This is a genomic window from Thermogemmata fonticola (assembly GCF_013694095.1).
Classification (GTDB): Bacteria; Planctomycetota; Planctomycetia; order Gemmatales; family Gemmataceae; genus Thermogemmata; species Thermogemmata fonticola.
On sequence record NZ_JACEFB010000003.1, the window covers coordinates 109,354 to 135,607 of the forward strand.

The window sequence follows — 26,254 nt, forward strand, 5'->3', positions numbered from 1 at the left end:
CTGACGCTTCTCACTTCTTGGAGAAGCAGCCCTCGGCGGTGGAGGGATTTTGCCCCCCCTCGGCCAGCTCCTTAGCCCGGCACGTGGCCATCCAAACCGCTTGCTGGAGGACGCCCCGGACTCCCGCTTTTTCCAGCACATGCAAGCCCGCGATGGTAGTTCCACCGGGACTCGCCACGGCATCCTTGATCTGGGCAGGATGTCGTCCGTCTTCCAGGATCAGCCGTGCTGTCCCCAGGACCGTATGGGCCGCCAGTTCCAAAGCCAGGTTCCGCGGCAAACCGCTCAACACCCCTCCATCCGCCAAGGCTTCCACGATGAGGGCCACAAAGGCCGGCCCGCTACCACTTAGACCCGTCACCGCATCCAACAGAGTCTCCGGCACGCGACACACGTAGCCAACGGCTCGAAATAACCCCTCCACCTGCTCCACTTCCCTAGGTGTCACCTCCGGAGCTGCGCTTATGCCCGAGGCCCCGCAACCGACGAGGCAGCCGGTATTCGGCATGACCCGTACGATCCGGCGATGTCCTCCCAAGCCGTCCTGAAGAGTTTGCAAACGCACTCCGGCTGCTATCGACACGAATAGGTGCTCTGGACGAAGCACCGGCCGGATCTCTTCGAGAACCGCCTCGACATCCCCCGGTTTCACCGCCAGAAGGAGCAACTCGCAGCGGGAGGCCACTTCACGATTGGAGGCAGCCAGCGGCAACCCAATGCGTTGCGCGAACTGCTCGCGAGCCGCCGCCTGGATATCCCAGGCCCAACTGCGTGATAGGTCCAGACATTCTGTACGGCGCCAGGCGCTGGCTAAAGCTGTCGCCATCTGGCCCGTTCCTAAAAAACCCACACCCCAACGACCGACTGCCATAGTATCACGCCCCTCACCCCAACAGTGTCCTAAGAGCTTCGATCGCCCGTTCTCCGTTGACCTGTCATCCAGGTCCCGGAACCAGCATGCCAAATTGCTGACGTAATTTACTGTGCGCTTAAGACCTCACCCCCCACTCGGATGGTAAGAGTGCTATTATACCATTCTTTACCCGGCAGTGACGATTGTCATCAGGTCAGAGTCGCGAATAGGCCGCTCTCTTCCTACGGCGTTATCATCCTGGCATCGGGAAGAACTATGTCTTGCAACAATCCCCGCTCAGAGCTTAGAGGCACACTGTAATTTGACAACCCGAGGCAGTATCGAGCTGATATAGTAAATCCACAGTATCAGCTCTTTTGGCAAGGACGAGCCACATTGGTCAACGGTGGCCAACTTGCCCATCGGATCAGGGTTTTCCTATGGGCCTCAATCTGGACGCATTGATTTTTGTGCCCGCTCTCGCCGGCTGTGTGATGGCGGGAATCCTCCTGGTTGGCTTTGTTGCCCATCATTATTTGACCATCCTGGAGAGCACAGCCGCCGGGGGACGGGAAGTCACCTGGATGCGGGAAACGTTCCTGGAGTTCTTCTGGAAGGCGTGGTATGTGGCCTGGCTGCTAGGGCTGTGCTATGCACCTGTCTACATCGGCGTGAGTCTGATGGCACCGGCATCAACGGAACGCTGGCTGCTTGTGGCTTTGGCCTTATGGGTCCTGTTCCCCATCGCGCAATTATCTTCTCTGTCTGCCCCATCACCGTGGTATCCGCTGAGTTTGTCCGCACTCAACCGCATGGCCCGCAAACCCCAGTTGGTCTTTGGTTTCTATTTGCTGAGTCTTCCCGTGCTAGGATTGCTGACGGTTGCCTGGTATGGCTCATTCTTGCGAAGAGGTTCTCTACCAATAGCGGTCGCGGCAGCGTTCTTGTTGACCCTGGGCGTGTTTTTGTATGCCCGCCTGTTGGGACGCTTGGCTTATGTCCTGGCTGTTGTCGAACCGTTGCTGGAACGGCGGCGTAAGAAAAAGCGCCGCCCGACTCCAGTGGACCTGCCCGCCGCTGCCCAAGCGTGTCTGAACAAGGCTCCTCCGCCTCCCCGCATCGCAGACCTGCCGCCGATCCAAACGCCTCTTGATGGGGCGATCAGCGGCTACGCACTCCAGGAAGAAAGCCGTGAAACCTTTCAGGCCGCCCCTGCCACCCGCCGCCTCATGGCCGAAATCGACACGGAGGAAGATTCTCCATCTTCGGAGTTGACCCCATCTCCGGGGTCAGAATCCGGCCAATCCACCCGATCCTCCCGCTTCTCACCCGCAGAGGCGCCACCCCGCCGTCGGACAGTCTCGAACCCAAAAGAGAGCACACGAACACGCCGTTCCCGCCGGGAACAGCCCGCACCACTCCGCACTGCTCGTCTCGAGGATCAGGATGAGGATGATACCCCATATTCCGTGCAGGAGCCGGAAGTAACCACCGGTCAATTGGCCCCGCCGGAGGCACTTCAGCCCACTCCAGATGAGAGACGCTTGCGCTGCCGCGATGACGCTCCCACAACCCAGCGCCGCCTCTGGAGTGCCGATCTGCTGACATTCCTTGGCCAGCCACAAACCCTCAGCGCCTGGTTGCTTTCCTCCACCTTGGCCAGCGTCCTAGTCCTACTCGTCCAGCTAGCTCGTGCCTTTCACCCCGCGGCGGGAGATTGAACGCTTTCCCTATCCCCGCACTACCCGTTCCAACTCTTCCCAGCGTTACTTTGCTAAGGAAGCAGGCGGCGATAGGATTCCTTGGGATGTCCTTCATTGGACCTGCAAAAACATGGGGCGGATCCGTTCCATAGTTGACTCGCCCGCAGGAAAGACTTATAAAACACTACCTGAACCACTCGGTTGGGCAGATAGCTCAGTTGGTAGAGCGAGCGACTGAAAATCGCTAGGTCGCCGGTTCGATCCCGGCTCTGCCCACTTAGCATCGTGACCTCTGATGCGTTGTGATCCTCCTCAAATCTTCAGCATAGTCTCATCGGTCTGTGTGTGCTCTTCAGAGGTATCCCTCTCAGGTCTGTGTGCCCTTCAAGGCGTCCCTTTCAGGTTCGCCGGAATTGGCGATCAAGGTCGGAACGACTGATGAGCAAGGTAGTGGGCCGTCCGTGGGGGCAGTGGTGGGACTTTTCGGCCCAGCGGCGCAAGCGGAGCAAAGCTGCGATTTCTTCGGGACTGAGGCGATCTCCGGCCTTGATAGCCGCCTTACAGGCCATTGTCGCCAGCAGATCATAGAGCAGAACTTCCCGGCTGGGAAGCTGATCGTGCGCGAGGAGATAGTCCAGTATGCCACGGACAATCTCCTGCGGCGACCGGCGCGACAATAGGGCAGGATAGCTCTGGATCAACGCGGTGTTACCACCAAAGGGAACGATGTCTAGCCCCAAGGTGCGGAGAATGTCGGCAACCGATAGCAACTGGGCTGCCTCGGTCGGAGTGAGTTCGATTGGCTCCGGTACCAACAGAGGCTGCACCTCCAGCGAACCTTGCAGAATTCGCTGACGCAATTGCTCGAAGAGAATCCGTTCGTGCAAGGCATGCTGGTCGATCACCAACATCCCTTGAGCCGTTTCCTGAACGATATAAGTGTCCTGGATTTGCAAAGCCGGACCGATCTGTTCCTCTTCAGCCTCGCGGACAGTTTCTGGGGACGGTCCTGGACTCGGCGCGGCCGCCGAAGGAGCCGCTGGCGGTGCGGGAGAAATAGTCAGCCCCACCGAGAAGGGGGCGGAACCCAAGTTGGCCTCCCAAGAGGAAGGGGGAGCGTGAGGCATTCGCTCATGAGGAGAAAATTCTTCTTGGCCCGAGGGGAAAAGCGAGGGAGCTGGCGACGCATGTCCTTCGCCTGATTCCACGGGATTCGAGTCGGCTACACCAGCCAGGGGTGCCGTCGGACCCGCAGGCGGCCCTGCACGAGTCGCAGCTTCCCACGGAGCCACCGTTTGCATGGCTTGCTGGTAGCGAGGTGACAATCCACCAGCAGACTGCGGCGAAGCGGAAGCTGGCGGCGACGCTATTGATCCAGTAACCGCTGGAGGCGTCGGCGCGGGAGGAGGGGGCGGTCCTTCATCGGGCCATTGCCAATCGGGCACCAAATTGGCCTGGCGCAAGCGTCGCTGAATGGTGCTACGGATCAAGGAGTAGATTAGCGAACTGTCCTGGAAGCGGACTTCCGCTTTGGTAGGGTGCACATTCACGTCCACCTGCTGCGGCGGCACAATCAGGAACAGAAAGGCTACGGGATAGCGGCCGGACAGCAGCAGTCCGCGATAGGCCTCTTGCAAGGCGTGGGTGATCATCCGATCCCGGAACCAACGACCATTGAGGAACAAATACTGCATTCTGGCGTGGCCGCGATCAACCCTTGGATCCGCGATATAGCCCCACAGGCGGATCGGTCCTGCTGTGGAATCCACTTCGTAGAGGGCATCGCGCACATCCGCTCCGAAAAACAAACCAATTCGTTCGGGGATTCCCACGGTGGCGGGAAGATCGTAAATGAGTTTGCCGTTGTGCCGGAGCGTTAGGTGAAGGTGGGGGCAGGCGAGGGCCAAGCGGATGACCGCCTCGCAGATGTGTCCCACTTCCGTGGCCACACTTTTGAGAAATTTTTTCCGCACGGGGACGTTATAGAACAGGTGGCGAACTTCCACGCGCGTCCCCACAGCTCCGTTCCACGGCCGTACCTCGGAGAGTTGGCCGCCCCAACACTGGATTTCTGCTCCAATCTCCACACCCGCTGCTCGGGATTGGAGCAGCACTTGCGCCACACCGCCAATCGAGGCTAACGCCTCTCCTCGAAAGCCCAGCGTACGAATGGCAAAGAGGTCTTCTACAGTTCGCAACTTGCTGGTTGCGTGAGTGGCAAAGGCTAGTGGCAAGTCCTCCGCCGCAATGCCCGTCCCATCATCCACCACTTGGATCAATTCTGTGCCGCCGCCTTCGATGGCTACATCAATCCGGCTGGCTCCAGCGTCGACAGAGTTTTCCAGCAATTCTTTGACCACCGAAGCCGGCCGCTCGATCACTTCCCCGGCGGCAATTTTCGTCACCACTTCCGGCGGCAATAACTCGATGCGATTCATGGATGGGATCATCACGCGGACATCACAGTTTCCACGACCGTACCAACTCTCTGCTGGGCAGCCTGAATCCTAATAATTCCCCTAATTGACTCCCTGCCGCCAACTGTTCTCTGCCGCTGCTGGGTCCATTCCGGCAGAACGTGCTCTACAACGGCCTCAAAGCATCCCCGATGAGAAAAGGCATCCTCTCGTATGGAAAATGCATTATCCATTCACATCTGTCTTCAGTCACAACTCGGCGGCGGAGGTTGTTTTCTTCTCGGCCAGCTTCCATTGCTGGAGTTTGCGGTAGAGTGTGCGTTCGCCGATGCCAAGGAGGCGGGCGGTTTCCTCCCGGTTTCCCTGGGTCAGTTCCAAAGCCTTGAGGATGTAGTAGCGCTCGACCTCTTCCAAGGGCCGCCCAATCAGGGCATCGGTTCCACACGCAGCCAGAGAATTGCGGACGAGACCTGCCGGCTTGATTCCGCAATCATCGGGGAGATCGTCGAGGGTCAATTCGCCATCTTGGTCCAGAAGGAGCATATTTTCTAGGAGGTTCTTCAGTTCCCGGACATTACCCGGCCAGTCGTGGTTCTCAAAGGCCTTCCAGACGGCGGGAGCCACTTTGGGAAGCGGTTTCCCATGACGCTTGCTGAGTTCCTTGAGGAAATGGGCACCCAAGAGGGGAATATCCTCCTTACGTTCCCGCAAGCTAGGCAGGCGAATGGTACCGACGCGCAGGCGGAAGTAGAGGTCCCGGCGGAAGCGTCCGGCTTCCACTTCCTGCTGCAAGTCTTTATTGGTGGCGGCGATGATCCGCACATCGACGCGGATCGGCGTATTAGCCCCGATGCGTACCACCTCGCCGTTTTCCAAGACGCGCAGCAATTTCGCCTGCAAAGATAAGGGCATATCGCCGATTTCATCGAGGAACAAGGTGCCGGTATGGGCATATTCAAAGCGCCCTTTGCGAGGTCCTTTGGCACCGGTGAAGGCCCCGTCTTCGTGGCCGAACATCTCGTCATCGAGCAGATTCTCGTTTAGAGCGGCGCAATTCATGGCTACGAAGGGCTTGCCCCGCCGGGGACTGTTGGCGTGCAGGGCTCGGGCCACCAGTTCCTTGCCCGTACCGTTTTCTCCCAGAATCAGCACGGAAGCGGAAGTCGGAGCGTAGGCTTTGAGATGCTGCAACACCTTTTGCATTTTCGGGCTGTTCCCGACAACGCCCTCAAAGCCAAACTTTTCATCCAACTGGCGGCGTAACTCCCGCACAGTGCGAATCCGCTCGGCGGCGTGATCGACCACGGCCCGCAGTTCAGCCAAATCGATTGGTTTCTGCAAGTAATGGGCCGCTCCCAGTTTCATCGCCTCCACTGCTGTGCGGACATCGCCGTAACCCGTAATCACGAAGACTTCGGTTTCCGCCTGCAATTGCTTGCAACGCCGTACGACTTCCAACCCATCCACTTCCGCCATCTTCAGGTCCGTCAGTACGATGTCGAATGCTTCCGTTTCCAGACGGGCCAGACCCGCACGGCCGCTACAACAGATGGTGCAATTATGACCGCGGCGCTCTAAGCTTTCCGCCAAAGTCTCCGCGAGCAATTCATCATCGTCGATGATGAGCACCCGCAAGGCTTCTTCGGGACTGGACATGTTCCTCTACCCCGTGACTTGGGAATCCACCGCCTCGTTTCCCACTAGCTCATTCTTTTGGTTTTTGTTCCCGCGCCTCAGCGCCGCTAGCTACCTAGGAACAGGAATAGCCTAACTTCCCTTCCCCTGTCCGGCTTCCCCTATTGTTTTAGAGAGTCCTGGACACGGTGAGGGATTCATCCCCCTGGGGAGACGTTCCGCCAGGAATGATCGCCACATCCCCCGACAGCGGGTGTTCTCCGCGGATCCAGGTAACAACACTCCCCATGACGAGAAAACCCTATTATCTTAGGAAGTGATGCCACGACAGGGGAAAGTTTGGATGCAGCGCTGGCCGAACAGGTCCTGCTGCCCCAGGCCGACCTCTGCCGCGACCGAGGAATTCCCAGGAAAAACTGCCACCGCCGGTGTCAGGACCTGGGAAGAATGACCCTTTTCATGAAGCAATATTTGTAGCAATCGTATGCCAGTGGGATATTCTATGGAGGCCCGCCGGGCCGCGCCGAGTTGAAATGAGGACAGGAATACCCCAGGGGCGCGAGCAGGAAATCATGGGCCGACCCAGGAGTCATAAAGCCGTACGGAGGGTAATGCATGAGTCCGTGGATCCTCTCATTGGCGTTGCTCGCTCCCGCTCAGTCCAGCGATGGGTCTGCGGGAAATAACGAGGTGGGGCACCTGCCGCGTGCGGCCGATGGCCGTCCCTTGAATCTGGACTTTGAGACTGGCGATCTGCGAGATTGGGCGGCCGAAGGAGAGGCTTTCCGGGATCAGCCGATTCGCGGAGATACGGTACGCCGCCGCCGGGGAGACATGCGCAGCCGGCATCAGGGGGAATACTGGATCGGCGGATACGAGAAGTACGGCGACAAACCCACAGGTACGCTCACCAGCGTCCCCTTCCGAGTGACCCATCGCTGGGCTAGCTTCCTAGTCGGCGGCGGACCCTGGCCAGAAACCTGTGTGGAAATCCTCTGCGGTCCGAATGTCATCCTGCGCGTATCCGGTTTGGAAGAGGAAGATATGCGGCGGGTGGTGGTGGACCTGTCCCAATATGTGGGCCAGGACATTCGCATCCGCCTGGTAGACCGGCACAGCGGCCATTGGGGGCACATCAATTTCGACGATTTCCGCTTTCATGACCAGAAGCCGAACTTCCCCGAACGTCCAAAGCACCACCCTCTACCGCCACCGGATCAGTACAAATATGCCGGCCTGCCCCCCCAACAGGCAGCTCAGGTGATGACAGTACCGCCCGGTTTCTCCGTAACGCTCTTTGCCGGGGAACCGGATGTCCATCAACCGATCGCTTTTTGCCTGGACCATCGCGGCCGGCTGTGGGTGATCGAGGCCTATACCTATCCTCAACGCCAGCCGGAAAAGGGTCCGCTGATCCCGGTCCAGCCAGGCAAGCCAGCCGTCGGGGACAAAATCATTATCTTCGAGGATACGAATGGAGATGGCAAATACGACAAACGGACAGTTTTCCTAGAAGGGTTGAATTTGGCGTCGGGGATCGAGGTGGGATTCGGTGGAGTCTGGGTCGGTGCTGCCCCGTATCTGCTATTCATCCCGGACAAGGACGGTGACGACAAGCCCGATGGTCCGCCGCAAATCCTGCTAGATGGCTGGGGTTGGCAGGATACCCACGAAACGCTCAACAGTTTCATTTGGGGACCAGATGGCTGGCTCTACGGCTGCCACGGTGTCTTCACTCATTCCCGCGTGGGCAAACCCGGCACCCCGGATAAAGATCGCATTCCAATCAACGCCGGCATCTGGCGCTACCATCCAACCCGCCATGTTTTCGAGGTCGTGGCCCACGGAACCAGCAATCCCTGGGGATTGGATTACAACGCTTGGGGAGATTTCTTTTGTGAAGCCTGCGTCATTCCGCACATGTGGCACATCGTCTTAGGGGGTCGCTATCACCGCCAGGCAGGGACGCACTTCAACCCTTACACTTACGACGACATTAAAACCATCGCCGTGCATCGGCACTACGTTGGTCCCACTCCTCATGGAGGAAACAACCGCTCCGATAGCGCCGGCGGCGGACATGCCCATTGCGGCCTGATGTGCTACCAGGGCGGCGCGTGGCCGAAAGAATACTGGGGCAAATTGTTCATGGGCAATCTGCACGGCCACCGGCTCAATGTGGACATAATCACCCCCAAGGGCAGCGGCTATGTTGCCAATCGTCAGCCGGACTTTCTGCTCTCCCACGATCGCTGGTTCATCCCCGTCGCCATCAAGAGCGGGCCGGATGGCAATGCCTACCTGCTCGATTGGTACGACAAGCAGATTTGCCACTTGCCGCAACCGGAGAAATGGGACCGCACGAACGGACGCATTTACAAGATCAGCTATCAGGGAACCCGCCCGGTAGTGGGTTTGGACCTGTCCCGTTGCAGCGACCTGCAACTCGTGCAATATCAGGAACACAGCAACGACTGGTATGCCCGGATGGCTCGCCGCTTGTTGCAAGAGCGAGCCTATCAGCGAAGCCTGCAAGCGGACCGACCCGCCTGCCCGGAAGATTGCTTGCTGGAGGAGCAAGCCTATCGGCATTTGGTCGCGCTAGCCAGCCGGCATCCTGAGCCAACCATCCGACTGCGTGCCTGGTGGACGCTGCACCAGGTCCACCCGGATGGATGCCCGCTGCTCAAGCAAGCCTTGCAGGATGCCGACCCCCACATCCGGGCATGGGCCATCCTGCTGGCTTGTGAAAACGGCCTACCCGCATGGTTGACGAGCGGCGACCTCAACGATCTGTACGGTCCCCAAGAAACCTCCCCCATCGTGCGGCGTGCTCTGGTCTCAGTGGTGCTGCGCGATCCCTCCCGATATGTGCCCGCCCTACCCCGTTTGATGCCACGTTGGCTAGCCCACGCGGAGGATGCCAGCGACCCGAACCTGCCTTACCTGTACTGGTACGCTTTGGAACCCTACGTCGCACGACAGCCGGCGGATGGCCTACGGTTGGCAGCGGAAGGAAAAATCCCCTTCGTCCAGGAATGTGCCGCCCGCCGTGTTGGTGCCCTGGGCACTCCGGAAGCCTTACGCCTGCTCGTGCAGCATCTGGTCCAAGCACCGGGAGAGGAGCAGCGCGGGGCATATCTCCGCGGTTTGCAGGAAGCAGCACGGGGCAAGCGGCAACTTCCTATGCCGGAGGGGTGGCCTCAAGCCTTGGAACTGCTCTTGCGGGCGCGCGACAGCGCCGTGCGGCAACAAGCCCTGGCATTGGCTGCCACCTTCGGAGACAAATCCGCCCTCACCCTCCTGCGGAAAGTGTTGGCCGACCCACAGGCGGACGCCGGCGCACGCCTGTCCGCTCTGACGGCTTTGGTCGATGCTAGAGATGCCGAAGCCATTCCTCTGTTGCATGCGGCCGTGGCGGAACCATCTTTGCGAGCCAGTGCCATCCGGGCCTTGGCTGCCTGGGATCATCCCCAAACGCCTGCCGTCTTGCTCCTGCACTATCCCCGCTTGACTCTGGCCGAAAAGCGTGAAGTCCTCGCCACTCTGGCCTCCCGCCTCAGTTTCGCCAGGGAGTTGATGGCTGCCATCGCCGCACGCAAAATTCCTGCCAGCGATGTCCCAGCGGAAATCATCCGCCAGCTTCGCAGCTATAAGGACGCATCCTTAGACCGCCAAATCGCCGAGTTGTGGGGCATCGTCCGCGATTCGCCAGCCGAGCGCAAAGCGCTCATCGCACAATGGCGTGCTCGGCTCAACGCCTCGCCGCCTGGCGATCCCATCCTGGGGCGTGCGATCTTCGCCAAAACCTGCCAGCAGTGCCACGTCCTCTACGGAGTTGGCGGACAGGTCGGACCGGAAATCACGGGGGCAAACCGCTCCAGCCTGGATTATCTCCTGGAAAACATCCTCGATCCCAGTGCGGTTATCCCCAAGGAATACGCCGCCACGCGCATCGTCACCAGCGACGATCGCACTATCATCGGTATTATCAAGACAGAGAATAACGGTGTTCTGACGATCCAAACTGAACGCGAACTGCTCACGCTTCCCGTGGCAGACATCGTAGAGCGCAAGCCCTCCGAGCAGTCGATGATGCCGGATGACATCCTGCGGCAACTGAGCGAATGGGAGTTCCGCTGCCTCATCGCCTATTTGCAAACGACCCAACAGGTGCCCATGCTCGCCACACCCGACAATGCCAAGGATTTCTTCAATGGCAAGGACCTGACCGGCTGGGACGGCGACCGCACCCTCTGGACGGTGGAGGAAGGGGCCATCGTGGGCCGAACAAAAACGGGCTTGAAGCGCAACAATTTCCTCGTATCGCAACTGGCTGTGGAAGACTTCAAGCTGTCCCTCAAGGTCAAACTGGTGCCCAATAAGGAGAACAGCGGTATTCAATTCCGCAGCGTCCTCCTGCCGGATGGCGAGATGCGCGGGCCGCAAGCCGACATCGGCGCTGGCTGGTGGGGTAAACTCTATGAGGAAAGCGGGCGAGGTTTACTTGCCAAGGAAGGAGGAGAAAAATACGTCAAGCCGGAGGACTGGAACGACTACGTCATCGAAGCCATCGGCCCCCGCGTTCGCATCTGGATCAACGGCCAATTGTGCACTGACTACACCGATGACAAACTCGCACGCCGGGGAGTCATCGGGCTACAAATTCACAGCGGCGGACCTATGGAAATCCGTTTCAAAGACCTCCGCCTGGAAGTCTATCCATCTCAGCCCGCCCCGGAAAAAAAGACGGAGAAAAAATAATCGGCTACCCGCCAGGTGGTAGTGACAGCAGCCGCCGACATTGCTATGCCCCGTCCCCGCCGAATCCATCCAGCAGGAGGGCAAGGCATGGGACGCTGGCTTTTGGTCCCGGCGGTAGGAACGACCATGATGGTCCTGGCCCTGGCGACGGCCCAACAGTCGCTGCCACCGCCCGCCACGTTCCCGAGACGACCGGCTGTTTCCCCTCCATTATCGGAACCGCCAGCCGCTCCCGTTCAACCGGGGAAAGTCATTGCTTCTCCAGCAACTTCATCTCCAGCAGGGCCGGGAACGGCTCCATCCCTTCGATCGGACACTGTGGCGGTGAGTAACCAACGGATGCCTTTAAAAGTGGCGGAGCTGACTTTGAAACGCTTGGTCACCGGAGCAGATTCTGCAAGCTGGCAAATCTGGGCGGGCCATCGTCTGTTCCGGGATTTCGCCGACGACGAAGAAAGCGCCCGCGCCGTGCTAACCACCTTGCGCGATCAGCGGCCGGAGGAATGGTTCCTTATCGGTTCGCCGCACCCAATTGTCGAATACGGTCTAGTCAACGGTCAGCCGCCGCTGATGTTGGGCCGCACGGGATCAGGCGATCCGCGATCCGGCAGTTCCTTCCTGACCCACCAGCTCGATACCCACCGGCCCTTGATGAGCGGCACCGGATTGCATGCCATCCTGCCCATCGATCTGCGAACGATCCGCCTGGAACAAATCCACGGTGTGTGGGTCCTGCGGGATGATCACAATCTGCTGATCAACTTCGCCGATCAGCAAGCAGCGGGTGAGCAGGCGCTGGCAGCCATCCGGCGGCATGGCCTGAATCGCTTGGGGATTGTGGGCAGGCGCCGTCCTGTTTTTCGCTGTCTGTTTGCCGCCACCGAGGAGGGACGAGAGGGCCTGCCGGAACCGCTGCGCCGCCAGCATCTGCAACTCCAGAGTGATGCCCTCAATCCGATCGGCTTGGCCGTACCGGGAGTGGGATACGTGGGTCTGCTCCACCGTTTTGATCCCCGCAGTTTGAGCCTGCGCAAGCAAGGCGGACAATGGCAGATCGTGACCGCCGACGATTATGTGCTTGGCCAATTCGGCCCCGCGGAAAGCCATGCGGCTGATGCCCTCCGCCTGCTCCGTGAGGGGCAATTCACCGCCATTGCCCGTTACGGTCCGGCCACGTTGCTCTTCCGCCAGGAGCAAATCGCCCATCGCCTCCCGTTGCATACCCATGTCCGAGTTTTTGATCCGCGCAATTTACGCGTCGTCACCACGGGCCAGCGTTGTTTTGTGGCGGATCAAGGCCGCCCGGTGTGCGATTGCCGCGATTCTGCCGAAGGACAAACCATTATCGCCATCCTTCAGGCTTTCGGATGCAATTTGCTCGCCCATATCGGACCCACACCCCGTCAAGGCTTGACCTTCTTCGCCCGCCATCCATGAACCGCCGCCCCCCCACACCACTGACCGCGGTACTGCATAAACCGTTCACACCCCTTCTCGGAGAAATGCCGTTGTCGAAGAGTTGCTAACACCGGCAGGGAGAACATGGCAACGCAAATCATGCCGGCGGATGAGAGCGTCCAGCTCCCCTTCAACTTGCCGCCAGCGTGGGGAGGGTATGCACAGAATGACTTCAATCTCTTCCCTGTCCGCTGAGATCGGCTCGATGTTCAGAGGCTGAGGCCTCCAATCCAGGTTCTGCAAAGTCGCGGTTGTAAAACCGGTCAATTCCAGCTCTGGCAACTGCTCCAACTCGCGGAGCACAGCCAGCAAGCGTTTGGGATCGAAGCGGCCTTGAGCCTCTGGATTATTCAGGACAAGGTTAAGGGCTTTTTCCCGTTCCGGTGTCAGGTGCACCACCGAGACGGGCACGACTTCTACGCCCAGCTCCCGCAGAATACGTAGGCGGAAGTGACCTCCCACCACATGACCGGTTGTTTCATTCCAAACCAGGGGTTCGACCAGCCCGAAGCTCTGCAGACTCCGGCGCAATCGGTGGTAAACCCGCGACGTCTCCGGCAAGACCGCCCGCGGATTGTAAAGGGCCTCCTTCAACTCTTTCAGCGGCAAATAGCGGATTTCGAGCGGGGTCATCCTCTGAGTCATCGCGATTCCCTCGAATGTAAACATATTATCATGTGTACATAAGTATGCACCATAATTCGGGACTTGTCAAGGCAAAAATGTCCGAGGGAGTTAGTTTGTGCTCCCAGAGTGCAGGGAAGGACTGATAAACTAAAGGTTAGAGAATCAGAAAGCCCAAGGGCGGGTCGTCATGGGCGCGGGCGTCATTCGTTTCCGTTGTCCGCACTGCGGTCACGCCTACGAGGTGCTGGAGGCGATGGCCGGCCTTCCCCTGATCTGCAAACGTTGCCGCGGATCGTTCTTCGTACCTTGGCCATCCCAAGCCAGCCCAACTCCGTCGGAGAGCCATGCCGACCCATCGGACCCTGCCTCGCCCCTTTCTCACGAGCCGACCAATGACAACACTGACCGTGCACAATCACCCGGAGGGAGTCGTCGTGGAAATTTGGGTCCAGCCGAGAGCCAAACAAAACGCCTTCCTGGGAATCCATGACGGCAAGTGGCGGATCGCCTTGACTGCTCCCGCGCAACAGGGACGAGCCAACGCCGCGCTGATGGCCTTTCTGGCTGAATGGCTGCATCTACGCCGTTCGCAAATCGTCCTGCTCCGGGGTCAAACCCATCGGCACAAAACGCTGCTGCTCCGCGACGTCACAGAAAACCAACTCCGGCAACACCTCCGTTCCCTCTTTTCAGAAGGCGAGTAATCCGAAGGCGAGTCACCTCCTCCGCTTTCCGTTGGCAGGTCAGGAACGGCATGCCTCGCAACCCTCTTCAGGGAGTTAGTTCGCCAGAATGAATTGTTCCCATCCGCCTTCTGGCCAAAACACAACGGTTCAAACATTTCCAACTGTTGGCCCATCGAGTGGAACTAGGCGCTAGAGGGTGGCAAAAAGGAATCAAGAGGATGCGGCGGAGCGGATCAGGAGCGGCCACGGAACACGGCGGTCAAGTTTCGCAGGACACCGTGCCTTGCATGTTTTCCGGACCGAAAGGACCAGAGGCTTCCTTCGCAAAGCAGGACCAGCAGGGCGTAGGGAACCAAACCAGTAGTGATAGCGATCATCAGAGCCTGCCATTCCGCGGGGATTGGTCCTATAGTCCACCAAATGATAAGCGGTAAAGTGACGCACACCAGGGGACGCTTGCAACTCCGCTGCCAGTATTCCCCCCAGTTCGTATGAGTATGGCGGCAGGCGGCCATAATGGTCCAGAGGCAGAAGAGCACATTCGGGATCGCAACCGCAACTGCCAGTCCCATCAAATGCCAGAAGGAGGCCACCAGCAGACCGATGGTGAGGACCGCTGCGCCTTCCAGGAGTGCCCATCGGGCAAACCCGCGCAACTGTCCCACACCGTAAAGCACGCGAGCTGCCACCGATTGGGCCACACCCAGGGTAAGGGTCAGGGAGAGAATGAGAACCACCGGATAACTCGCATCGGCGACGCTGGAAGAGCCGAGCCAGCGATTCAGAAAGGCATGGCCGAAGAACACCAATCCGCCGTGTACCGGCAAGACAAGGTAGAGCACCGCCCGCGTCGCATCGAGGAAGAGGCGGCGCAAGCCTTCGCGGTCGTTCACGGCTTCCCGCTGGCTAATGGCAGGTGTCAAGGTAGTCGTGGCCGCCCGCAGCAGGTTCTTTCCCATGTCGATCAGGCGATACGCCAGGGTGTAATGAGCCACAGCCGCCGCCGAGAGGAACAGGCCCGCCACGATCGGCCCGCTCTGCCCACTCAACCGCCCGGCGACCATGGCCAGAAATGCATCGCGGCTGTATCCGCGCACCTCTCGCAGGGTGGTCCGATCCACCCAGCGCCAGGAGAGTGACAAACCCGGCAAATCACGCCGCACAACCCACCACATCACGCCGTGTTCCACAAGCTGGCTCAGGCTCAAGACAACGGCCAGGCCCGTCAAACCCGGTGCAGTCTCCATCACCAGTACGATACCGCTGACTCGCAGAACAAGAGCGCCCAACCGCACAGCGCTCTTCTGCCCAAACCTTTGCAAGCCATCCAGTAAAGTGGGAAACACACTCAGGGGCAGCGTGAAGGCAAACTGACCGAACATCAGAAGCAGAAATGGTAGGAGTCGATCGGCCTGGTCCAACCGGTTTTCGAGGAGGGGGGCGAGGACCAAGCCCAAGGGCAGACTCACGAGCAGCACAATCCCAGCGGCACCGCAGTAGAGCCAGAAGGCGGCAGCGGCATAGCGGCTCAATTCTTGCTGAGCGCTCAGCGCATGGTAGCGGGCCACGTAGCGGACGAGGCAAGCTGCTAGGCCTAGGTCCAGGAGAGTGAAGTACGCTAGCAGGGCTTCTACCATACACCACACGCCATAGCGGGCTTCCCCTAATCGGCGGAGCAGGTAAGGAGCCAGAAAGAAAGCCACGGTTAAGGTGGCGGCGAAGGCGACCCAGTTGGCCAGTGCCCCCCACGCCATGGTGCGGCCACTGGACCCAGGAGCGGAGTCATGGTGTTGCTCAGACATGGCAGTTGCCCTTCCTTGGGCTATGCGGCAGGCGGGAGCAGAGCCAACCGTTGGGTGTTTTCAATAGGCGTTATTTGGTATGCACCGCCGGGGACAGGTGAAACACTTCAGTTTTCTACGGCAGTACGCGAGCGGGCTTTGCGCTTCGGTTCCTCAGCCTGCTGCTCCAGTGCCTCCAAAGCAGCTTTCGCCTCGGCCTCTTCGCGTTCCGCTTCCAGAGCCAATTCTGCGTCCGTGGTGCTCTTGGGCTTATGCTTGCTCAGGACCGCTTGGCGAATCTCTTCGCACAGTTCCTCACGTTCTCGCAAAAATTGCAAGGCCGCTTCCTTCCCGTGGCCCAGCCGTTCTCCCTTGTAACTGAAGTGTGCCCCGCTTTTGGCGATGATCTGCTCATCCACCGCGAGGCGGAAGAGATCACCGAGCCAATCGATCCCGCGATCGAAGAGAATGTCGAACTCTGCGGTGCGGAAGGGCGGAGCCACCTTATTTTTCACCACGCGAACGCGAGTTTCTGCCCCGATCGCCTCTTCATCTTGCCGGAGTGTTGTCACTCGTTTGACTTCCATGCGGACGCTGGCATAGAACTTGAGGGCCAACCCGCCCGGCGTCGTATTCGGATCACCGTACATCACCCCGATCTTTTGGCGAATCTGGTTAATGAAGACCAGGCAGGTCCGGCTCTTGTTGATGATCGGCGTGAGCACCCGCATCGCCTGGCTCATCAAGCGGGCTTGCAGCCCCACCTTGGCATCGCCGATCTCCCCATCCTGAATTTCGCTTTTCGGTACCAAAGCGGCCACCGAATCGACCACGATAATATCCACCGCATTGGAACGGATTAGCATCTCGGCGATCCGCAGGGCTTCCTCCCCATAGCTAGGCTGCGAGACCAGCAGGGCATCCAGATCAACGCCAATCCGCTTGGCCCAACTGGGGTCCAGGGCATGCTCGGCGTCGATATACGCCGCCACTCCTCCCTGCTTTTGGGCATTGGCCACCGCATGCAGGGCAATCGTCGTCTTACCGCTCGACTCCGCTCCGAAAATCTCCACGACCCGGCCCCGCGGCAAACCCTTCCCGCCCAGGGCAATATCCAGCGACAGCGAACCGGTTGGAATCCCTTCCACGTCCTGCGCTGTCATATCCCCCAACGACATGATCGAGCCTTTTCCGAACTCCTTCTCGATCGCCGCGAGAGCGTTCCGCAGCTCCTTGTTGTCCAGCAACTTGTCCTTCTCCGCCATGGTTCTGTCTCCCCTGAGAGTATGTTGTATTTCGGATCAATCTGGGAAAGAGAAAAGGCGCCGCCACCCGGCCCTTGGTTCCTCTGTCCCTGTTGCGTGTAAAGAAGTTTACCCTCTTCCCCCCATTTTAGAGAAGGTCAGCAGGTCAAAAAAATTCCCGCGCATCCCAAGGTCTGCCGCGTGGCGAATTCATCTGCTGTCCTGCCTCCCATGAAACACAGACTCGGAGTTGCCGACCCTCCCCGTTCGTATTTTCTCCGCTGACTTATCAAAACTGTACGCGTACCTCCCGGCGAAAAACAAGACGAGCCGTCCTCCCCCGCTCTGGCCATTGCTGGTTCCTGATGGGAACTGCGGCATCACAGCGGTGGTGTCACAATAGGCTTAGGGGGATTCAAGGCTCAACCGCCAGGAAGGAACTGGAAGGCTAACCGCTGGGAACGGATCGGCTGCCTTTGCCATCCGGCTCAGTGGCTCCTGCAACTGTCGGTGCGACATGTGAGTGGTCGCGGAAGACCGGTTTTTCACCCATCGGTTCACTCCAAAGCAGCGTATTCGCGCTCCAGACGCTGGGCCACCGGGTGCCAGAAACTGGGATCGACGGCCGCATACATCATTTCGGCCCGTTGGATGAGAAAGCGAGCAATTATCTGCTCATGGGACAGTAACTTATACTGCCATGCCACGGAAGTGAAGAAACCCTGCCGGCGACGGAGTATGGGATCGGCCATCTCCACAGCCTGCCGAAGGGTAATTTCCCCGACGACCAAACGCACCGTGATATGATCCAAGGCCTGACAACTGAGATGCAACCGAACCCTTGTTCGCTCCAGGTGCTGCCTTTGCTCCTGAATCTGGCCCCAATCTAGGCCAGGCTGCGTCCTGCGGGGCAAGCAGAATGTGATCGTTTCCGGCGGTTCTGCTCGTTCAGAGTTATCGCATGCCCAGTGCCACACGGAGTGCATCGCCAACACCCCAAAGGCCATCCCGATCATCAAGCCCGGCATCTTGAAGAAGCCTTGCAATGGTGAGTCCTCCTGTCGGGCAACGGCAGTCTCTCTGGGGAATACGCCCTTTCAGGCATCTCTCCCGCAGGAGAGGTTACTGCCTGCCGGTGAAGGTGGCGTAAGAGTTCGGAGAGGCTTTGCTGCTAGTCAGGGAGAGGCACGTCGCTCAGGCAAAGGCTCTGGCCGCAGAGGACAAGATGTTTCGGAGAGGGAGGAAAATTCACGATCGTTCATGAGAAAGTTCGCTGCCGCTCAGGAGAAACCAGAGAGAGCACCGAACAGTCCGAATCCAGAAACAACGCTTTTTCAACTTTCATGACCATTGTTCTTCCGAGGCTTTCAAGACGCCTGCCGTTTCAAGTGTCCCCACGAGGCACCTCAGTCGAGGCGCCACTTCTGCATGACTCAATGTTCCCAAGCATACCTTCCCAACACAAGTTGCTGCCGCTCGGCTTCCAAGCGCTTCCAAACGCGAGCCTGTTCCGCCGGGGGTAGTTGCTGCACCTGAAACTGCACGTGGTGCAGGACATTGGCCAGAGTCTTTTCATAGTCGTTGCTGCCGGGATAGTGATGGCGCAAGACGGTCAGATAACCGGGATCGGATTGCATGGACTGCCAGAACTCCTCCGTGACCTGAGCGAGGGAGCATTCGCCTTCGATCAGGAGAGCGACGAGGTGTTCTTTGTGGAGGATGCGTTGCCGGAGGCGGAGGTTGGCGTGGTCGAGTATTTCCGTACGGCGCTGTTCCGTCTGGAGTTGTTGCTGAAGGCAAGGCCACTCCCGAAGGTCCTCAACAAGTTGATCCACAACAGGAGGGCGGAAGGCTGTCATAGCCAAAAGTATGCTCATGCCCACCGCCAAGCGGGCCAGGCGGAACGTTTGGAACACAGTTGTTTCTCCCAAGCCGGAACCGAGGGTTAAGAACATCGCAGCTTCCCAAAACTGGAAGGCTGCGGGGAAGAGGCAGGAGAACGGGGTGCTAGCCATATCGTCGAGCTGCGCCGCCGTTCCGTGTCAGGGGGGCTTCTTCTGTTCGTTCTTCCCAGGAATCTCCCTGGCGTCGAACAGCCACAGGTCTGAGCTGTTGCTCGCACCTGTAGGGGGTGAGACTGCCGGTTCCGGTCCGCAGACCCCACCACTTCTGAAGGTATGCAACACCGGTGCCACAGGGCAGGTTTCGCTCCTTCACCCTCTCTATCGATGAACACAAGCCTTATTTTGCTAGCCGTTGTCACGGCGAGAAGAATATCGTCGGGTTTTCAGCATCCCAATCCGCCTCGACCATTTTTGCGCAGGGCCTGGGCAAAATCGCTGAATTTCTCGCACAAGCAGCCCAAAGCCGCACGGCCAGAGCTTTTTCGTCTGTGGAGAAAAAATTGGGGGCCTTATCAATCCGGCGCCACTGCACCATACTGCGGAGGATGAGGATTGCGAGTGTTAGACGGAAATGCGATGATTGGTCAAGCTGCTGGGATTCTCACTCGCAAGAGCGACTTCCTGAGGATAACATGAGGAACTGGCAAGCAGCGAAGAGGATGGAACCCAACAGTGAGACATGCCATGAAGCATCGATTATGGTATCCAACTTGCGGGATGGTATGGGCGACCGTTTTGTTGGCCAGTGGATCGGTGTCAGCCGGGGAAGAGCGGCAATTGTTCAATGTGGTGTTGTTCGTCATCGATGATCTGGGGCAACGCGATCTCGGTTGTTATGGCAGTACCTTCTACCGTACACCCCATATTGATCGCTTGGCGCGGGAAGGGATCCGCTTCACCGACTTTTACGCCGTCTGTCCCGTCTGTTCCCCGACACGGGTGAGCATCCTAACCGGGCAGTATCCTCAACGCTGGAATATCACCGACTGGATTCCGGGCCGAAAGGATCAACCAGATCAACGATTACAGCGTCCGTCCATTCGTACAGAGTTGCCTTTGGAGGCGGTCACCATTGCCGAAGTGCTCAAGCGTCGCGGCTACGTGACGGCCCACATCGGCAAGTGGCATCTAGGGGGAAAAGGTTTCGGTCCGAAGGAACAGGGTTTCGACATCAATGTCGCCGGTGATGAGACGGGAACGCCTCGAAGTTATTTCGCCCCCTTCCGCAACAAAGGGGGCGTGATGCCTGGCTTGGAGGAGGCTCCGGAAGGGGAGTATTTGACGGACCGGTTGGCAGCGGAGGCCGTCCGGTTCATCTCCGCGCACAAGGACAGGCCGTTTTTCCTCTACCTGCCGCATTACGCCGTCCATACGCCGTTGCGAGCACCTGCGGAGCGTATCCGCCGCTATCCGAACCAACCGCGGCCGGGAACCCAGAGCAATCCCGTTTATGCCGCGATGGTCGAAAGCATGGACGACGCGGTCGGACAAGTGCTGCAAGCGCTTGCGGACTATCGCCTGGCAGACAAGACGGTGGTGCTTTTTACGAGCGATAACGGCGGGTTGGCCACTCGCGAAGGCGGACCTACTGGTGCCACTTACAACGGTCCACTTCGTGCCGGGAAGGGATTTCTTTATGAGGGAGGCGTGCGCGTGCCTCTGATCATCCGCTGGCCGGGTCGCGGCAAGCCGGGTACTACCTGTGCTGAGGTTGCTTGCAGCAACGACCTGTTCGACACGATTCTCGATGCCGCTGGGGGACGCCAACCCCCAGACCCCCCAACGGACGGCCGGTCATTATTCCCCCTGTTGGATGGGAAGCCGCTATCGGAACGAGCCATTTACTGGCACTATCCTCACTATGCCAATCAAGGTTCCCGCCCTGGAGGTGCCATCCGCCGGGGTCGTTATAAACTCGTCGAAGACTACGAAACTGGCCGCCACGAGTTGTACGACTTGAGCCGCGACCTCTCCGAGGAGAAGAATTTGGCAACGGAGCAGCCGGACTTAGTGCGTCAACTCGCCAGTGAACTAGAAAAATGGCGCCAGCAGGTTGACGCTCGCATGCCGCGGCCCAATCCGCAGTATCGTCCGCATCCCCCCGATGCCAACGGTACGATCACGCTACCCGCCCGCACGGCTCTGATCCACGGCCAACAGTGGCGTTTTGAACCGCTGCCCCACCAGGAAAGTCTCGGTCATTGGGTCCAAACGGGAGACAGTGCAAGCTGGGATTTCACCGCCATCCAGCCTGGCCGCTTCCGCCTGGAATTGGTCTACGGCTGCCACTCCAATGCTGCCGGTGCCTCGGTGGAAGTATCGCTCGATTCCTGGCGCCAACAACACACCCTCCAAGCGACAGCCGGCACGCACGACTATCAGCCTCACGTCGTAGGAGAACTGAAGGTGGATCAACCGGGCCGACACACACTCACCCTCAAGCTCGTGCGGCCACCGAGCCGTCCGCTAGTCGAGTTGCGGTCCATCGTTTTACGGCCGGTCAAGGACGGCGGTCGATGAGGCCGCATTACCTTCTCTGCTGATCTCACTCACCGCGTTGTTTTCCCCTTGGGTCAACCGTCCTCATTCCAGCTCTCGGCCAAGTCGCCTCGTACATCGGGGTTGACCGGACAAGGCATTTTGCGGCATGTAATGGCGTGCAGTTGTGACCGGGGATCGCATGCCTAGGCGGTGGAAACCGGTGGGGTGAACTGAGTTCCCCGGTGAGTGTCAGCCAGATATTCGGCCACGTTATCCCGATGATCCACAGGTTGGAGACAGCCGGAGTGCCACTCTCACGACCTTACCTGCCGCATCGAGACTCGATATACACCTCCACTTTCCTGTCGGATGGCGGACCTTCTTTTGCCCCTGGGTTTTCTCGCCAAGCGGGCAGGCTAGCCGCCGGTCTGATTTTCCTTTCGACATTCCTAACGGTTCTGTACCAATGGTGGACCCCAGCTCATGATTTAACGCCCGATGAAGCCCACTACTGGGATTGGTCCCGTCATTTGGATTGGAGCTATTACAGCAAAGGGCCTCTGGTCGCCTGGCTGATCCGGGTGGCGGACGTTTTGCTAGGGGACTGGAGCGTGGCTTGGACGGGGGATCGGGCGGCTGCTATCCGTTTTCCCGCCGCGCTCTGTCATGCGGCTGTGCTGGCCGGCTGCTATCTCCTCACCTGCCGTGTTTTCCAATTTCCGCGCCTGGCCCTGTGGGTCGTCTTCGTGAGCCTGATGGTTCCGCTGGTCCGCATTGGTGCCTTGCTCATCACCATTGATCCGCCATTTCTGGCGTGTTGGTGTTGGGCACTACTCATGGTACTCCAGGCTCTTGATGGCCGACGGCTCGCCTGGTGGGGTGCCGCCATTTTCATCGCTCTTGGCATCCTCGCCAAGTATACGATGCTTCTATTTCCTGCTGCCATCACACTGTTCGTACTTTGTCACCGCCGCCGTCCCGATGCTTTCCGTGGGCTGATCATACTCTATCTGGGCGTCGTCATGGGTTCACTGCCCATTCTTTACTGGAACGCCCAGCACGATTGGGTGACGTTCCGCCACGTTTTGGGCCAGGTCGCCGCAGTGGGGCAACAGCAGACCTCCCGTGGCCAGCCTTTCGGGTTGCTGTTGTTTTTAGGAGGGCAATTGGGCACCCTTTTCGGCTTCTGGCTGTTGGCCTTTCTGGCGGCTGCATGGTTTTTCCGGCCTTCCCGATGCCGGGATTACCCCCTTCAGCTTCTCTGGTGGACTTCCGTCCCCCTGTGGCTATTCTTCGCCGCCGCCTCTTTGATCAAGCCAGGACAACCGAATTGGCCAGCTCCCACTTACATCGCGGGTTTTATTCTCGCGGTGGCGTGGTTCTATCATCAATTGACTCGCGGACCGTATCCCCGTTTGCTCGCCAGTCTGGCTGCGGTCAATCTGGCGCTCGGATTGGCAGCCGTCCTGATGCTCCACTTCCCCCAGACCTACCGTCCCGTCCTCGCCCGCTGGTTGCCCCCCCCATCCCCGCATCAGCCCACCCCCATCCGCAAGCTCGACCCCACCGCACGACTCGCAGGCTGGAAAAGCCTTGCTGCTTACCTCGACCAACTCCGCGAACAGATCGCCCAACGCCACGGCCAAGCTCCCATCCTTTGCGGCACCTACTGGAACCAGCCGGGGATTCTGCGCTTCTACTGCCAGGGCCACCCCGATACCTACACCATCGGCATCCCCAACCGCTCCGATCGCCACAGCCAGTACGACTTTTGGAGACCTAACCCCGTGTCCGACCCGGAACTTTTCCATGGGCGGACCTTTCTGATCGTCGGAGATATCGGCCCCCACCTACTGCCCGCGTTCGAGAAGGTCGAGCCACCGTTGCGATTCACCCACTCCGAAGAGGGCATCCCGCTCCAAAGCTGGACCATCTGGATCGCCCACGGTTTCCGCGGATGGAAACACCTGCCGTCTTTCCAGGTTCCGTATTGAACCGCCCCCGTCCCGGTCTGGCCCCAAATTTGTTACACCCCTGCACTTGCAAATTCTCCGCCGGAATGCAGAATAACCGGTGATGGTGTTGGAGCGGGTCCAGCACCTCATGTTGTGTCCGTATTGGGAAAGGAGGTTGACATGCGGGTCACCTTCGGGCTTGGGCTAGCCTTGGCCACGCTCGCCCTGCCTGCCACGTCCGTCGCGGATGATATCAAATCCGGACCGGACAAGCGCATCGGTGGCGCTTTCGACGTCAAGGTCGTCACCGGCGAAAACAAAGGCCGTACCATGTGCTATGTATGAAAGTACAACGGCGAGGGTCGGCCTGCCGTGGTGATGATCTTCACCCAAAAGGCCGATGACGACTTGGCCAGTTTGGTCAAGGCTGTGGATGCGGTTCAGAAGACACACGCCGATCTCGGCACGGTTGTCGTGGGCGTCAGCGGAGTCGAAACCAGCGACTTCGAAAAACTCCAAGCCACCCACAAACTGACGACACCCCTGACCGTGTCTGTCGAAAAAGACGGTCCCAAACGTTACAACCTCAACAAGGAAGCAGCGGTCACCGTGCTGATCTACACGCGGGGCGGAAACATTTTCAAGAATTTCGCCTTCCGGGATACGAAAAGCGCGGCGGCCAAAGCCTCGGAAATCGCCAAAGCGGCTGAACAAGCCTTGGCGAAAAAGTGACCGTGATAGGCAGGATCGACCCATTGTTCTCGAATAAGGGTCGGTAGCCTGCGGGCCGGCGGCTTTTTCCACGCCGGCCTTGTTCTTTTAATCCGCTTCGCTTCTTCCATTCCCGTCGCTTGCACCCCATAACCCCACTGTACCGCCCTCACCCCTCCGCACCACTACACCACCATCTCCCCCCACTCCAATCGCCGCTACCCTCCTTACGCCCTTGGCTCCCTGAACCTGCCCAGCAAATGCGATTCAACGAGGCGCGGTTTTTTTATCGGGAGGGCATGTTTTGCCTTCCCCGCATGTACTGATATTTTGTACTAATGTAAACATGAACCATAAAACAGGAAAAGTCAAATCGCGTTAGCGATTTTCCTGGCAAAAGAGCGGTCTGACAATGACACAACGAGCTGGAAGTACACCACTTACAACTTGTGAAGCCGAAAAAATTCCCGTTTTTTTACCACTCCAGACTATGCCCTAGGCGGAAAAGGAAGGAGGTTAGGACTCGGAAAGGTAGCGGATGCGTTTGTCAATATCGACGTTGACGGAATGGTAGGGCATGGTCAAGTGACTGGGATCGAAGAGTTCCGTGCGGAGGACTTCGACATCATCCGGCGCCAGGGCATTATTGAAAATGGGGAGGAGGTAATCGATGCCGACGGGGCTGGGGCGAAGGGAGCGGGGGTCATAGAAGCTGGGGTGCATGAGTCGAGCGTGGATGTATCCCCAGCGATCGCGGAAGTCGTTCGCCTGGGCTTCACTGAGGAAGAAGCCGCGCTGACGGGTGTATTGGAGGATGGCCACGGCATTCGCCATGCCGCGCAGGAGCATATCGACCGCGTGTCCGCCAAGCTGAGCAGCATAGAAACGGTCGAAGAGGATAGGACGGCCCCCCCGCTGCGTGTGTCCCAATTTCCGGGTGAAGATAGCGGCACGAGCCGACTCATTCCGCCGTTTGCTGGTGAAGTAGTCATCACCCAGCCGCTGGATGAGTAGCGCGCGGAGGGCTTCCGAGGCTCCGCTGAGGATTTTATTCCCCGCGGGGTCGGTGCTAGCATGTTCAGCGCCTAACTCTTGGCCATGTTCATCGACAATCCCTTCACCGCAGACGATAACACAATGTTTCTGCAAGGTGTAGATTTCCTTGATCCGTTCAACGAGCATGTCGATCTGCAAGCGATGTTCCGGAACTAGGAGAATATCCGGCTGGCCATAGGCGGCTCCCAAAGCGAGATAGCCAGAATGCCGCCCCATGACTTCCACGATGGCAATGCGGCGGTGGCTCTCAGCGGTGGTCCGGATGCGCTGCACGCCGGAAGCGGAGACATAGACGGCCGTGGCGAACCCCGGCGTCACATAGTTGACCATCTGGTCGAGATCGAAACGGTGGTGGGAAGGTTTGCGGGTATAAGGATAGCCGTCCTTGATGATGGCATCGGTCACTGTCTCGTGGGGTGCATGGCGGATCCATTCGTCCGGTTCACCGCGATAGTTGAGTCCCAAGTCGTTGTCGATAGTTTTGGGAGCCAGCACTGTCGGAACGATGTCACTTAGGGCTTGCATGCCATTGAGGGTGCCATCGCCGCCGATGCAGATGAGTCCGTCGATGCGGAGGCGATGGAGGCGTTCGGCAATGCGGGCAATCTGTTCGCTGTCGTCCACATCGACGTAATCCCGCGACGCCCCCAAAATGGTCCCACCCCGGGTGGGATCGAGTTCAGGAATGGGCGTGAAAAGAGGATTGAGATGGACATGAGGCACACGCGGATTGAGCAGACCGCTGAAACCCTTGATGATGCCGTACATCTCGATTTTGTGCTGGCAGGCTCGCGTCACTGCCCCGTAGATCGTGGCATTGAGTGCTGGAGTATCGCCGCCCGCCGTAAGAATCGCCAGTCGTCTCATGAGTGTGAGAACCTTCTAGGTGAGAAAGATTGCTATATCCGTTGAAGTTGGGGGAGAGGTTGAAGGCAGTGTATGAAGCTAGGGGCAGATAGGCAGCCGGGGGAAAGGAGCA

General features: G+C 58.9%; 18 protein-coding genes and 1 tRNA gene. 9 read left to right on the top strand and 10 right to left on the bottom strand.

Translation table 11 applies throughout. From position 1 onward, the window contains the following. Positions 1–10: 10 nt before the first annotated feature. The gene (proC, locus tag H0921_RS06530) at positions 11–871 is read right to left on the bottom strand and encodes a pyrroline-5-carboxylate reductase (RefSeq protein ID WP_194537255.1); all 861 of its coding nucleotides are present in this window, start codon (positions 869–871) and stop codon (positions 11–13) included. Positions 872–1,293: 422 nt separating this feature from the next. On the opposite strand from proC, the gene H0921_RS06535 reads away from it, so the two are divergent. Both H0921_RS06535 and H0921_RS06540 read left to right on the top strand, forming a co-directional pair. Further along, positions 1,294–2,574, top strand: a complete 1,281-nt coding sequence (locus tag H0921_RS06535) for a hypothetical protein (protein ID WP_194537256.1) — start codon at positions 1,294–1,296, stop codon at positions 2,572–2,574. Positions 2,575–2,759: 185 nt separating this feature from the next. Further along, positions 2,760–2,832: transfer RNA gene (locus H0921_RS06540), tRNA-Phe, on the top strand. Between the two features lie 122 nt (positions 2,833–2,954). Here the strand turns inward: H0921_RS06540 and mutL are convergent. Next, positions 2,955–4,994 (bottom strand): DNA mismatch repair endonuclease MutL, encoded by a 2,040-nt coding sequence (gene mutL, locus H0921_RS06545; protein ID WP_194537257.1) that lies wholly within the window; start codon positions 4,992–4,994, stop codon positions 2,955–2,957. 228 nt (positions 4,995–5,222) lie between these two features. Then, on the bottom strand, positions 5,223–6,629 hold the full coding sequence (locus H0921_RS06550) for a sigma-54-dependent transcriptional regulator (protein WP_194537258.1): 1,407 nt from the start codon (positions 6,627–6,629) through the stop codon (positions 5,223–5,225). A gap of 594 nt (positions 6,630–7,223) precedes the next feature. Here H0921_RS06550 and H0921_RS06555 point away from each other — a divergent pair. Together H0921_RS06555 and H0921_RS06560 are read left to right on the top strand one after the other, a co-directional pair. After that, entirely contained in the window at positions 7,224–11,372 is a 4,149-nt protein-coding gene (locus tag H0921_RS06555) for a PVC-type heme-binding CxxCH protein (protein WP_194537259.1), read from the top strand. Between the two features lie 87 nt (positions 11,373–11,459). Continuing rightward, complete coding sequence (locus H0921_RS06560) at positions 11,460–12,809, top strand: hypothetical protein (RefSeq protein ID WP_194537260.1); 1,350 nt, start codon at positions 11,460–11,462, stop codon at positions 12,807–12,809. 45 nt (positions 12,810–12,854) lie between these two features. On the opposite strand, the gene H0921_RS06565 is transcribed toward H0921_RS06560, so the two are convergent. After that, positions 12,855–13,475, bottom strand: coding sequence for a ParB N-terminal domain-containing protein (locus tag H0921_RS06565; protein WP_194537261.1), 621 nt, complete (start codon positions 13,473–13,475; stop codon positions 12,855–12,857). A gap of 136 nt (positions 13,476–13,611) precedes the next feature. Then, the gene (locus H0921_RS06570; RefSeq protein WP_194537262.1) at positions 13,612–13,803 is read right to left on the bottom strand and encodes a hypothetical protein; all 192 of its coding nucleotides are present in this window, start codon (positions 13,801–13,803) and stop codon (positions 13,612–13,614) included. Positions 13,804–13,849: 46 nt separating this feature from the next. Between H0921_RS06570 and H0921_RS06575 the strand changes: the two genes are divergently transcribed. Further along, on the top strand, positions 13,850–14,161 hold the full coding sequence (locus tag H0921_RS06575; protein ID WP_194537263.1) for a DUF167 domain-containing protein: 312 nt from the start codon (positions 13,850–13,852) through the stop codon (positions 14,159–14,161). Positions 14,162–14,376: 215 nt separating this feature from the next. Here the strand turns inward: H0921_RS06575 and H0921_RS06580 are convergent, their stop codons facing one another. From H0921_RS06580 to H0921_RS06595, 4 genes are all read right to left on the bottom strand, one after another. Beyond that, complete coding sequence (locus H0921_RS06580; RefSeq protein WP_194537264.1) at positions 14,377–15,945, bottom strand: lipopolysaccharide biosynthesis protein; 1,569 nt, start codon at positions 15,943–15,945, stop codon at positions 14,377–14,379. Between the two features lie 107 nt (positions 15,946–16,052). After that, complete coding sequence (gene recA, locus H0921_RS06585) at positions 16,053–17,189, bottom strand: recombinase RecA (RefSeq protein WP_194537265.1); 1,137 nt, start codon at positions 17,187–17,189, stop codon at positions 16,053–16,055. 536 nt (positions 17,190–17,725) lie between these two features. Next, positions 17,726–18,214: a hypothetical protein gene (locus H0921_RS06590; RefSeq protein WP_194537266.1), complete on the bottom strand. Its 489-nt coding sequence runs from the start codon at positions 18,212–18,214 to the stop codon at positions 17,726–17,728. Positions 18,215–18,601: 387 nt separating this feature from the next. Next, the gene (locus H0921_RS06595) at positions 18,602–19,123 is read right to left on the bottom strand and encodes a hypothetical protein (RefSeq protein WP_194537267.1); all 522 of its coding nucleotides are present in this window, start codon (positions 19,121–19,123) and stop codon (positions 18,602–18,604) included. 633 nt (positions 19,124–19,756) lie between these two features. On the opposite strand from H0921_RS06595, the gene H0921_RS06600 reads away from it, so the two are divergent. The 4 genes from H0921_RS06600 to H0921_RS06615 all read left to right on the top strand — a co-directional run bounded on the left by H0921_RS06600 (position 19,757) and on the right by H0921_RS06615 (position 24,240). Next, positions 19,757–21,592, top strand: a complete 1,836-nt coding sequence (locus tag H0921_RS06600) for a sulfatase (protein WP_228499127.1) — start codon at positions 19,757–19,759, stop codon at positions 21,590–21,592. A 266-nt stretch (positions 21,593–21,858) separates the two neighbouring features. Further along, a complete protein-coding gene (locus H0921_RS06605) occupies positions 21,859–23,547 on the top strand; it encodes a glycosyltransferase family 39 protein (protein WP_194537268.1) in 1,689 nt (562 codons plus the stop codon). A gap of 141 nt (positions 23,548–23,688) precedes the next feature. Continuing rightward, complete coding sequence (locus tag H0921_RS06610) at positions 23,689–23,853, top strand: hypothetical protein (protein WP_194537269.1); 165 nt, start codon at positions 23,689–23,691, stop codon at positions 23,851–23,853. Between the two features lie 27 nt (positions 23,854–23,880). Next, complete coding sequence (locus tag H0921_RS06615) at positions 23,881–24,240, top strand: hypothetical protein (protein WP_194537270.1); 360 nt, start codon at positions 23,881–23,883, stop codon at positions 24,238–24,240. A gap of 495 nt (positions 24,241–24,735) precedes the next feature. On the opposite strand, the gene H0921_RS06620 is transcribed toward H0921_RS06615, so the two are convergent. Beyond that, entirely contained in the window at positions 24,736–26,142 is a 1,407-nt protein-coding gene (locus H0921_RS06620; RefSeq protein WP_194537271.1) for a 6-phosphofructokinase, read from the bottom strand. Positions 26,143–26,254 lie beyond the last annotated feature (112 nt).

Bases quoted from the DNA above. Each gene is read 5' to 3' on its own strand.
- H0921_RS06600 (WP_228499127.1), top strand. From the start codon at position 19,757: ATGAAGCATCGATTATGGTATCCAACTTGCGGGATGGTATGGGCGACC.
- H0921_RS06565 (WP_194537261.1), bottom strand. From the start codon at position 13,475: ATGACTCAGAGGATGACCCCGCTCGAAATCCGCTATTTGCCGCTGAAA.
- recA (WP_194537265.1), bottom strand. From the start codon at position 17,189: ATGGCGGAGAAGGACAAGTTGCTGGACAACAAGGAGCTGCGGAACGCT.
- proC (WP_194537255.1), bottom strand. From the start codon at position 871: ATGGCAGTCGGTCGTTGGGGTGTGGGTTTTTTAGGAACGGGCCAGATG.
- H0921_RS06555 (WP_194537259.1), top strand. From the start codon at position 7,224: ATGAGTCCGTGGATCCTCTCATTGGCGTTGCTCGCTCCCGCTCAGTCC.
- H0921_RS06550 (WP_194537258.1), bottom strand. From the start codon at position 6,629: ATGTCCAGTCCCGAAGAAGCCTTGCGGGTGCTCATCATCGACGATGAT.
- H0921_RS06570 (WP_194537262.1), bottom strand. From the start codon at position 13,803: ATGGCTCTCCGACGGAGTTGGGCTGGCTTGGGATGGCCAAGGTACGAA.
- H0921_RS06535 (WP_194537256.1), top strand. From the start codon at position 1,294: ATGGGCCTCAATCTGGACGCATTGATTTTTGTGCCCGCTCTCGCCGGC.
- H0921_RS06620 (WP_194537271.1), bottom strand. From the start codon at position 26,142: ATGAGACGACTGGCGATTCTTACGGCGGGCGGCGATACTCCAGCACTC.
- H0921_RS06575 (WP_194537263.1), top strand. From the start codon at position 13,850: ATGACAACACTGACCGTGCACAATCACCCGGAGGGAGTCGTCGTGGAA.
- H0921_RS06560 (WP_194537260.1), top strand. From the start codon at position 11,460: ATGGGACGCTGGCTTTTGGTCCCGGCGGTAGGAACGACCATGATGGTC.
- H0921_RS06580 (WP_194537264.1), bottom strand. From the start codon at position 15,945: ATGTCTGAGCAACACCATGACTCCGCTCCTGGGTCCAGTGGCCGCACC.
- H0921_RS06610 (WP_194537269.1), top strand. From the start codon at position 23,689: ATGCGGGTCACCTTCGGGCTTGGGCTAGCCTTGGCCACGCTCGCCCTG.
- H0921_RS06595 (WP_194537267.1), bottom strand. From the start codon at position 19,123: ATGTTCTTAACCCTCGGTTCCGGCTTGGGAGAAACAACTGTGTTCCAA.
- mutL (WP_194537257.1), bottom strand. From the start codon at position 4,994: ATGAATCGCATCGAGTTATTGCCGCCGGAAGTGGTGACGAAAATTGCC.